This window comes from Psychrobacter sp. P11F6, from assembly GCF_001435295.1.
GTDB lineage: Bacteria > Pseudomonadota > Gammaproteobacteria > Pseudomonadales > Moraxellaceae > Psychrobacter.
This window is the reverse complement of sequence record NZ_CM003594.1, coordinates 2,053,416-2,063,435: the sequence shown is the minus strand read 5'-3', so window position 1 is coordinate 2,063,435 and position 10,020 is coordinate 2,053,416. Positions and strand designations below refer to the sequence as shown.

The following is a 10,020-nucleotide window of genomic DNA, read 5'->3' as shown; positions in this document are numbered from 1 at the left end:
AGCATTAGGAAGTGCTGAGTTTATCAAAATCCCATAATCACACAGAAAAATATTTATAGAATCACTCACTGAATCCTAATATGAAAAACCTGTTCAGCCCGAAAAAATTATCTCCTGTCCGAATGTTATGCCGTCAGATTGCGATTTTGGCAGTTGGTACGTGTTTTGCCATGAGCACACATGCAGCCGTAAACGACTTACGAGTCGATAGTTTAATTACGCAAGCCATTCAGACGCATCCTTTAGTTTGGTCAGCCAGAGCGAACCAACAATCGACGATAGAAGGTATTAATGCTGCCAAATTAAGTCTGTTGCCGACGCCAAGTGTAAGCTCAGGCTACGATAGAGACAATGATTTTGTCTCACAGGTAACAGTCCGCCAGCCGTTATGGACAGCTGGTAAGCTGACAGCTGATGTCAATTAAGCGATATTCGATGATAAGGCTGCGGTAGAATATATTTATGAGCAACAAAACCTAGTGGCCAAAACGACGATCGATGCTTGGCAGAGTTATATTCAGGCCATCGCACAACAAGAGATTCATGCTAATGGCTTAAAGGCGCTTAACGATTTTGAAGCCATGATGCAGCGCCGTGTCAGTCAGGGTGTGTCTGCTCGGATTGAGCTTGATTTAGTGACTAACCGTATATTGCAGGAGCAAACTGCCTATCAAGCGGCCGTTGAACAGCAACGTATCGCCGCCGCCAGACTTGAGCAGATTATTGGTCAGCCACTGTCTAATGCCAGTGCAATGAGTCTACCGAATATCAAGGTGTTGGTGGATCAAGCCAAACAGCAGTCAGCGGATTTTGAAAAGATGGCTTTTGATCAAATCAGTTTTTATAACCCCATCATCGTAAAAGAGCACTTTCAAATTGAATCCGCTAAGCAAGGCGTTGAGGCACAGCAGGCAGCACGATATCCTACTATTTATGCCCAATACGAACATGCTTACTATCATGAAGACAGTGAAAATGATGGAAAATTCTCATTAGGCATGAGTTATACACCAGGGGCTGGCTTTTCTAACCTTTCGTTAGCACGAGCATCACAAGCACAAGTTGATAGCTTAGTGCAAACCCAAGAAGCATCGCGCCGTAGCGTAATAGAGAACATTCAGGTGCAATATCAGCAGTTTGTGAGTGCCAAAGACCGAGAGACCTCATTAGTAGCTGCCGTGGCAGGTGCACAAATTGTGGTGAGCTCTTATCGTAGGCAATTTATTGCTGGCCGTAAATCGTGGCTTGAAGTGTTAAATGCCGTGCGTGAACACAATGATTATCAAGTACAGCTGGCGCAAACACGTGCAGATATACTGGGTGCTTTCCATAGATTACAAGTAGATTTTGGCATTATGCAATGGCAGAAATTTGGACACAACCGTAAGCCTGTGACACTGTTTAGACCGACAGATCCCGTAAAAGAATGGCTCAACAAGCAAGATAAAAAAAATTCGAGCCCTACCATGGGTTATCGACCAGAGATGAATGAAGAGTATATAGAAATCAGGCTGCCTGCTGCTATGGAAGAGAGTCTTAATAAAGGCGACCTTATTATGCTGAATGAAGATTACAGCATTACACCTATAGTTGACCAAAATGATGTCAGAAATAATTAAGGATTCTACGCATGTGTCTGCCCCAAATATTAAATAAGCGATGAATATGAGTCCAAATTTGCAACCGACAGAGGCTGTCTCTATCCATCATGACGATCAGCCGTCCAATCTCGATCAAACTTCGACTCTAATAGAAGCGATCAGACATCTACTCAGTCAACAAGGCTATCCGGTAGATAATATACGTCTAAACGATATTGTAAAACAGCATAGTGAGTTGCCTAAAAATAAAGGCCAAACCATTCACCAACTAAGCGGTATCATTGCGATTTTGCAAGGTATCGGCATAAAAGATATGCCGGAGATATTAGAGCAGCCAGATGCTGCCTTTTTGCCTCTATTGGCATATCGAGCAGATATAGGGTGGGGCATTATCGACAGTCAAACCCCGCAAAAGAGCTGGAATTTCAGGCAAGAACACAACCACGTGCATACACCTGCCAATCAGTTGTCATTAATTCTAAGAATTCGTTTGAAAGACGACCCTATTAAGCAGCGCAAAGTGTCTTTTTCTGAATTATTGAAATCTGATTTAGGCAATTACAAAGGTATTTTATTCGAAGCTATTATCGCCACTTTTTTAATCAATATGCTGGCATTAGCTGTGTCGTTATTCTCAATGCAAGTATATGACCGAGTTATCCCAACACGTAGTGAATATACGCTTATTATCTTAGCAAGTGGTGTGTTTATAGTCATTATTTTTGAAGCATTCATGAAATTTTCACGGTCAAGAATCATGGACAAGGTAGTCGTGGGACTCGATCAATACTTGTCTCGCGAAGTTTTTCAGCGACTTCTCAAAGTTCGTATTGATCAGATGCCAGGATCGGTCGGTTCTATGGCAGCACAGCTGCGTGGTTATGAGCAAGTACGCAGTTTTTTCACAGCTAGCACCTTGTTTGGCTTGGTCGACTTACCAATGACCATTATTTTTATCAGTTTAGTGGCTTTTATAGGATCGCCACTTGTTGCTGTTGTTCCCGTTATTGCCGCAGTGGTTGCTATTTTGATGGGATTATCGGCACGCAAGCGTATTGATGCGATTGCTGCTGAAGGGGCCACTGCTTCTTATTATAAAACAGGCTTGTTAGTCGAGGCTGTGGAAGGCGTTGAGACGATCAAAGCAGGCGCTGGGAACTGGAAATTTTTGTCTCGCTGGCTCGAGGTGATGAATACCACCATCAAAAACGACTTAGACATGAAGCACGCGAATGATAATTTAACGTATTTTACTCAACTGCTACAACAGGTTAGCTATGTCGGTATCGTGATTGTAGGCTCATTTGTGGTGATGCAAGGTGATATGACCATGGGTGGACTGATTGCCTGCTCAATATTAGGCGGAAGGGTGTTGGCGCCTGTTATGATGCTGCCCAATTTACTGGTTCAATACTCACATGCCAAAGCCGCTAAGCTCAACATTGAAACTTTGTTTGAGTTAGAGCAGGACAACCATGGCGTCGCTTATCCTTTGTCACCCAGTCGTATTAATGGTTTTTATCAATGTGATCATTTGGTATTTAACTATAAAGACAACGATAGACCCGCGATCAATATCAATAAACTAACGATTCGTCCTGGTGAGCGCATAGCCATACTTGGGCCTATAGGATCAGGAAAGTCTACCTTGCTCAAAGTGCTGGCAGGTCTGTATGCACCTACTAAAGGACAAGTTTTGTTAGATGGTTTAGACATACATCAAATAAGTCGTGAAACCTTAAGTGAACGTTTGGGGTACTTGCAACAAGACCATCGCTTGTTTCAAGGCACCTTAAGAGAGAACTTGCTCATAGGTATGGCGGCACCTGATGATGATGTGCTCCAAGAAGCATTGATAAAAACAGGACTTATAAACTTGGTTGCCAGTCATTCAAGCGGTCTTGATTTGCCCATTAGTGAAGGCGGGCGTGGACTATCAGGTGGACAAAAACAGCTTGTGGCTTTTACCCGCTTATTATTGACGAAACCCAATGTATTCCTACTCGATGAGCCTACCGCTTCTATGGATAATCGTCAGGAACAGCGCTGCTTGCAAGTGCTCAAGCAAGCATTAATAGATGGGCAAACCTTTATTGTGTCCACTCATAAAACAGCGTTATTAGAGTTGGCAGATCGGCTTATTATTATGGACAATCAACGCATCATTATAGATGGCCCAAAACAAGCTGTGCTTGATGAATTAAGAAAAAATGAGCAAATGAAAAGTCAGACAAGCCAATCGGATAATAAGCCAATGAAGATTAAGTCTATGACTACCAAAACTTCAATAAATGCTCAAGGTAAGTAGATATGGCAGACTACAAATATACACCCACTAAGCTTAAAGTTGGCCGTTCGAGACTGAGTATCTGGATTGCGTTAGTTGGTGTAACCTTTTTAATTATATGGGCTTCTTTTGCCAAAATCGATCAAGTGACTCGTGCCAAAGCAACAGTGATTGCCAGTGCCCGAACTCAAGAAATTCAGGCATCAGAAGGTGGTGTATTAACAGAGCTTGCAGTTGTGGAAGGTCAAGAAGTTAAAGCAGGGCAGTTACTTGTGGTGTTAGAAGAGGAGCGAGCAAAAGCGGCAGTAGATAACTCTGCCTCTAAAACAGCTGCATTGAAAGCCAAATTAGCACGACTAAATGCGGAGATTTTTGAAAAACCTTTGATTTTTACGCAGGATGTTAAAGATTACCCAGAGTACGTACAAAACCAAACGGCACTTTATAATCGGCGTCGCCAAGCCATCAATGAAGATGTCTCGTCTTTGGAAAAAATGTTGGTCTTGGCTAAGAGAGAGCTTAGCATGAATGAGCCGCTACTGACGTATGGTGATGTCAGTCAAGCAGATGTAATAAAACTGCGTCGCCAAGTCGCAGATATTGAGGCGCAGATTAATAATAAGCGAAATAAGTACTTTGAAGAAGCTCAAGCCGAGATGACCAAAGCCCAAGAGGAGTTGGATACAGAGCTTGAGCAGTTAAGAGACCGCCTGCAAGTCTTAGATGAAAAACGTCTATTGTCACCCACAGAAGGTAAGATTAACAATATCAATGTGACAACTATTGGCGGTGTGGTCAAGCCAGGTGAGGTCATTATGCAGATTCTACCAACCAGCAGTGACCTTATTATAGATGCAAAAGTCAGCCCTGCAGACATTGCCTATATAAAAGAAGGGCAAGATGCAACCGTTAAGCTTGATGCCTATGATTATTCAATATTTGGGGCAATGACTGGTACTGTAAATTATATCAGCCCAGATACTTTAATGGAGAAAACACCCAAAGGAGAAGAGCCATACTATCGAGTATTAATCGTTATCACGGGTGCTGAATTTAAAGGTCGAGAAGATAAAATAGTCATCAAACCAGGCATGACAGCTTCTGTCGATATAAAGGCGATGGAGCGCACAGTATTGTCTTACCTAACAAAGCCTATTACCAAAACGTTATCGGAAGGTTTGGGTGAAAGGTAGTAAGGTATAATAAAATCGCAATTAATCACTGAGTAATGGCTTGAGGGTCTTTTTTGTCAAAGTCATTTTTTAGTTGCTCTATCTCATCAATCTTTTGCTGATTACGCTTTTTCACTTCATTGATGGCTGAGCTTAATTGATGGTTAATTTCTTCTGCTTCAGACTTTACCGAAAGATAGTTTTTATCTGTATTAATCTCATTTTTCTCTGTTGGAATGTCTATATTTAATAAACCTGCCCTGTTTCTCATATCCTCTATAGACTCGATATTATTTGCCGATAGAGACACAGTTGTTTCGTTTGCTGGATATTTTAGCGTGTCACTTTCTTGAATTCTCTCTTTCGGTAGGATTGCAGGTGTTTTATAAGGAGTAGGGCTGTTTTTTTTAGAATCTAAAGAAGAGATTGTTTTTGCTTCATTGGATGGTGCCATTGTGTTTTTATGGGTTATTTGCTTCGTGTCTTTAGGGTCATTATCAAGGTTGTTAGGAGTTTTAGTCTCACTGAGGGTAGGTAGATAGGTTTTTCTGGTGATGGGTTGAGAGTCATGGTTTAGCGCTTTAGCCGCTGATGGTTTAGCGGTATGTGCACTGCTACTGGTCAGCTGCGTCGATGTCTCCTTATGTATATTGAGATAAAAAAGGTAGAAAATCCCTATGTGCACCAATATTGCAAGACATAATGCCCATAGCCATTTCTCACGGAGTTTTAGCATGATTTGGCTTTACCTCTTCGATAGTAGAGCATGTGGCAGATATATCGAGATTATCAAATAATGAGGCTCATTACTATTGATAGGAATAATAATCAAGGGGCTGTCCTAGATAACTAGTTCAGTTCTTATTTAACCCATTGTTTTAGCTGATGTAATTGACGTTTCGGATCACTGTAGTTAAAACGCCACTCACATTCCTTTAAAAATAGATGGAAATGCTCTTTTGGGATGCCATTATATTTACGCATATGTCGCTTGGCTTGGCTCCAAAAGTTCTCTATTCCGTTGATATGGTTTCTGTCTTGTGCAAACTCTTTTGAATGATTGATACGGTAATGGGTGAACTCACTGATATCAAGTGCGTTGTAACTTCTAAAGGAGTCAGTGTAAACAATACTATCAGGCTCTACTTTCTCTCTTATAATAGGGATTAAGGTATCGGCTCTGGCATTAGGGATAATACAAGCGTAGATGCTACCATTACGCTTAAGCAGTCCAAACACAGGCACTTTGTTACCAGCACCGCGACCACGTTTTCCTTTGCGCCTGCCGCCAAAGTAGCTCTCATCAACTTCTATTTCGCCTTCTAGAAGGCCAGGTTCCTGACTATTTTCATAAATCAGTAGTCTTAGCCTGTGAAAGTAATAGCTGGCTGTTGTTTTATTAACACCCACTAAGCTTGATGCTGTTCTTGCGGTAGAACCTGCAACAAATAGTTCGATAAGCTTAGTTTGTTTGTACCAACTTAATCTACTCTTTCTCATATGACTATCCTAGATTATTTTACTTATCTAGGACAGCCCCATAATCAATGTTGAGTTTGGTCATGATTTAAGGCATGTTGCACTTGAAGAAAGATTTTTAGTTTGAGAAAAGCGATAAATTGAAGTGGTTCATCGCTTTCAAAACAGTTAAAAAATACAAACCATAATTGCTTATCATTCTATACTTTGGGCATCCTCTCGTTTGACAATTTTATGCTGGTCTTCTGTGCTATCGACTTTCCAATAGCTAGATATGTACAAATGTGTTTTTGGTATTGGGCGATCTACTTTAAAATAATGGCGTAGAGCGCGCATACTATGGAACTCGCAAGCTGCCCAAACAGCAGGTTGTCCTGCTAGCCACGTAAGCATTTTAACGCGATCAAGTAATGGGCTGCTTTGTTCATTTGGATGTGCATTTGGATGCGCGTTTATCACCCAATGAATGTCAAGATTGTCTGGCTTTTCGAGTAGTTGCTTATCTGCTTCAGTGGTAATCTCAAGGACTGCATAGCCGTGTGCGTCAGCAGGTAGCTGGGCAAGATTGACGGTAATCGCCGGCAGCGCTGTCATATCACCGATCAATAAAAACCAATCAGCCTCATTGTTAATCAGCTTCTTTGGTCCAGGGCCGCCTACCAATATTCGCTCGCCCACTTGAGCGTTACGTGCCCATGCTGAAGCAGGGCCTTCTGTCTCATGCAACGCAAAATCGACATCTATCTCATTATCTCGTTGAACGCTGACGGTATAGGTACGCATCAATGGTCGAGCCTCATCGCCTTGAGGGAATATCAGCTTAATGTACGCGCTTTCTTGATCTGCCGGAAAATCAGTTAGTCCAGCACCGCCAAGCGTGACACGGCACATATGTGGCGTGAGGTATTTACTGCCAATCACATCTAGCATTCTTGGGGTAGATTTTGCCATATTAATACTTTCCTTCATTCAACTGTTTCATATTTTTAGCCCATTTATTAGATTTGGTTCAGATTGATATTCTCTGGTAATGGTAAGTTCTACATTGTCTAAAAATTGGCTTTTAGGCTGACGGACATTTGGCGCTCAGGTCCCATCCAGCAATTGTTAATATCGTAACAAGCGCCGACATAGGTTTTATCAAAGAGATTGTTGATACTCGCGCCGACAGTGAGCATCGGATTGATTTGATAATTGCCGCCAATGTCTACCAAAGTCACGCTTGGTAATTCGTCTGAGTTCTGTTTGTCAAGTTGCATACCGCCTTCATAGCGTACGCCAGCATTGAGACTGAGCTTGTCTGAAGCGTAATAATCTGTCCACAATGTTGCCTTGTGCTTAGCCGTTTGCGCAGGGGTATTGCCAACCACATCAGGGTTGAATTCATCTTCTGTAATTTCAGCATCGGTATAGCTGTAACTGGCGGCAATATCTACCCAATCATTAAGCATGTGGCTGCCCGAAACTTCAAAGCCTTTAGAGGTGATTTCACCCGTTTGTGTTTGACTTCTATAATTGATTTCATCAACCACCACGACATTTTTTTGAGTGATATCAAATACTGCTAATGTTCCTTGTGTGGCGCGATTGGCAGAGAGATATTTGACACCAGCCTCTAGCTGATCGGCAGTCGTTGGCTTAAATGGCGCATTGGTAATAAAGTTACTACCGACCACTGGCTGAAACGACTGCGAGTAGCTTGCATAAGGAGATAGCCCATTATCAAAGTCATAAATGGCTGCGAGACGACCACTGGTTTCTGACGCATCGTTGTTAATTGTTTTTTCATTATAAATGACGCCTTTAGTGGCTTCGGTTTGCTCAGTAATACTATCAAAATTATCGTGACGTAAGCCTGCTACTACTGTCAAATCTTGCCATTTCATCTCATCTTGTACATAAAACCCAAGTTGGCTTTGTTCGATGTCTTCGTCTTGACGATAAGCCTCTAAAGGCAACGTATCGGCATTAATTTGCGAAAAATCTGGATTGGATAAGTCAAGATTTGGCGTGCCATCTGCGCCAGCATCATAATAAGTGGCGGTACTGTCTGTCTCTTGATATTCAACACCGAACAGTAGATTGTGTGAGGTATTAGCTGTATTAATTTTATAAGCAAGCTGGTTGTCCGTGGTCCAGTTGCTCATGCTCTCATCGGTGGTGTAGGCCACCCGATTTAGTATCTTATCACTACCGCTTACAAACCCACTGTTGTACATATTACGCTGCTGCGCGTCGGCGTCGGTATAGCGCAGAATGTGCTTGAACGTCAACTTATCATTGATGTCCCAGTTTATGGTAACACTTGGCATAAATACTTCTTTGCTGAAGTGATTCCACTCATCGCCGGCATAGGCGTCACTGCCCAGTTTGCCATAGCTGGCATGGTAGACAGTGCCAACGGCAGGCAGTGGGGTGGAAGGCACCATTTCCGGATCATCTTGATAAAACAGATTGGCAAGAACAGACACATCTTTTGTCGGTTGCCATTCAAGCGACGGATTGATCAGGGTACGTTCTTCTTCTGTGGTTTGCATCTGCCCATCTTTTTGTCGTTTTAACGCCACCAGTCGATAATTGAGTGTGTCTGAGATAGGTCCTGTCGTATCGACCGCCACTTCTTTTAGGTTTTGATTGCCGAGTCGCAGCTGCACTTCAGACGCTTGGGTGCTTTTTGGGGTTTTGGCGACTTGATTGACCATGCCACCTGGAGATGCATAGCCATAGAGTGAGGATGCTGGTCCTTTGACTATTTCGACTGCTTCTGTTGCGTAGATATCGACTTGCGGCATCAGATTCCAAGCCCCATCGTAGGGCAGTCTTAATCCATCGTAAAAATTGGAGTAAGTTTTAAAACCGCGAATATTGTATTCATCAAAGATGGACACCGTACCGCGACTCTCAGTACTCACCCCTGGCTCATAACGTAACGCTGCATTGACACTATCTGCTTGACGTTTTTGTAACAGCGCTTGATCGATTCTCGTATAGCTCATGGGCGCATCATTAGGATCTAATGCTGTTTTGGTGCCCGTACTACGGTAGTTGTCGGCATAGACAGTAATGGTATCCAAGGTGGTCGATGGTGTCACGGTCTCATTATTATTAACATCATTACCAACATCATTACCAACATCATTATCGACGTCGTTCTCAACACTATTTTCGATGTTATTCGGCATTGTCTCAGCATAAGCTGCATGGCTCAAACCCATTGCCAATCCCAGTTGCACCGCGAGAGTTAAACGTTTTTGACGAATGGATGTAGACGTTGAGATAAAACGCATCATATTTCCTTGTAAGTTATCAAATGCCGAAAGCGAAAGAAAAGGAATAATAACATTAATGATTATCATTATCATTAAAAATTTACAAACAAAGCGTTCTTAGTAAGATGTCGAGTGAAGTAGCCCCATTTTTAGCCCATCAAGATGACTATGATGCAAACATGAAAATTGAAGAAACGCCTTAATATGACGAT

8 protein-coding genes are annotated in these 10,020 nt (G+C 42.3%); 4 read left to right on the top strand and 4 right to left on the bottom strand.

What is annotated here, in order from left to right:
- The first annotated feature begins 80 nt into the window (after nucleotides 1-80).
- The 4 genes from AK822_RS15100 to AK822_RS08445 are packed head-to-tail and all read left to right on the top strand — an operon-like array spanning nucleotide 81 to nucleotide 5,081.
- Nucleotides 81-425, top strand: coding sequence for a TolC family protein (locus AK822_RS15100; RefSeq protein WP_228138994.1), 345 nt, complete (start codon nucleotides 81-83; stop codon nucleotides 423-425).
- 54 nt (nucleotides 426-479) lie between these two features.
- On the top strand, nucleotides 480-1,619 hold the full coding sequence (locus AK822_RS08455; RefSeq protein ID WP_228138993.1) for a TolC family protein: 1,140 nt from the start codon (nucleotides 480-482) through the stop codon (nucleotides 1,617-1,619).
- A 46-nt stretch (nucleotides 1,620-1,665) separates the two neighbouring features.
- Complete coding sequence (locus tag AK822_RS08450) at nucleotides 1,666-3,909, top strand: type I secretion system permease/ATPase (RefSeq protein WP_060491298.1); 2,244 nt, start codon at nucleotides 1,666-1,668, stop codon at nucleotides 3,907-3,909.
- 2 nt (nucleotides 3,910-3,911) lie between these two features.
- The gene (locus tag AK822_RS08445; RefSeq protein WP_060491297.1) at nucleotides 3,912-5,081 is read left to right on the top strand and encodes a beta-barrel domain-containing protein; all 1,170 of its coding nucleotides are present in this window, start codon (nucleotides 3,912-3,914) and stop codon (nucleotides 5,079-5,081) included.
- 25 nt (nucleotides 5,082-5,106) lie between these two features.
- Here AK822_RS08445 and AK822_RS08440 read toward each other — a convergent pair whose 3' ends face one another.
- From AK822_RS08440 to AK822_RS08425, 4 genes are all read right to left on the bottom strand, one after another.
- Nucleotides 5,107-5,796, bottom strand: a complete 690-nt coding sequence (locus AK822_RS08440; protein ID WP_060491296.1) for a hypothetical protein — start codon at nucleotides 5,794-5,796, stop codon at nucleotides 5,107-5,109.
- Nucleotides 5,797-5,921: 125 nt separating this feature from the next.
- Nucleotides 5,922-6,560 (bottom strand): IS1595 family transposase, encoded by a 639-nt coding sequence (locus AK822_RS08435; protein ID WP_060490559.1) that lies wholly within the window; start codon nucleotides 6,558-6,560, stop codon nucleotides 5,922-5,924.
- A 174-nt stretch (nucleotides 6,561-6,734) separates the two neighbouring features.
- Nucleotides 6,735-7,490 carry a siderophore-interacting protein gene (locus tag AK822_RS08430; protein WP_060491295.1) on the bottom strand — a complete coding sequence of 252 codons (756 nt, stop codon included), beginning with the start codon at nucleotides 7,488-7,490 and terminating at the stop codon, nucleotides 6,735-6,737.
- Nucleotides 7,491-7,588: 98 nt separating this feature from the next.
- A complete protein-coding gene (locus AK822_RS08425; RefSeq protein ID WP_060491294.1) occupies nucleotides 7,589-9,826 on the bottom strand; it encodes a TonB-dependent siderophore receptor in 2,238 nt (745 codons plus the stop codon).
- Nucleotides 9,827-10,020 lie beyond the last annotated feature (194 nt).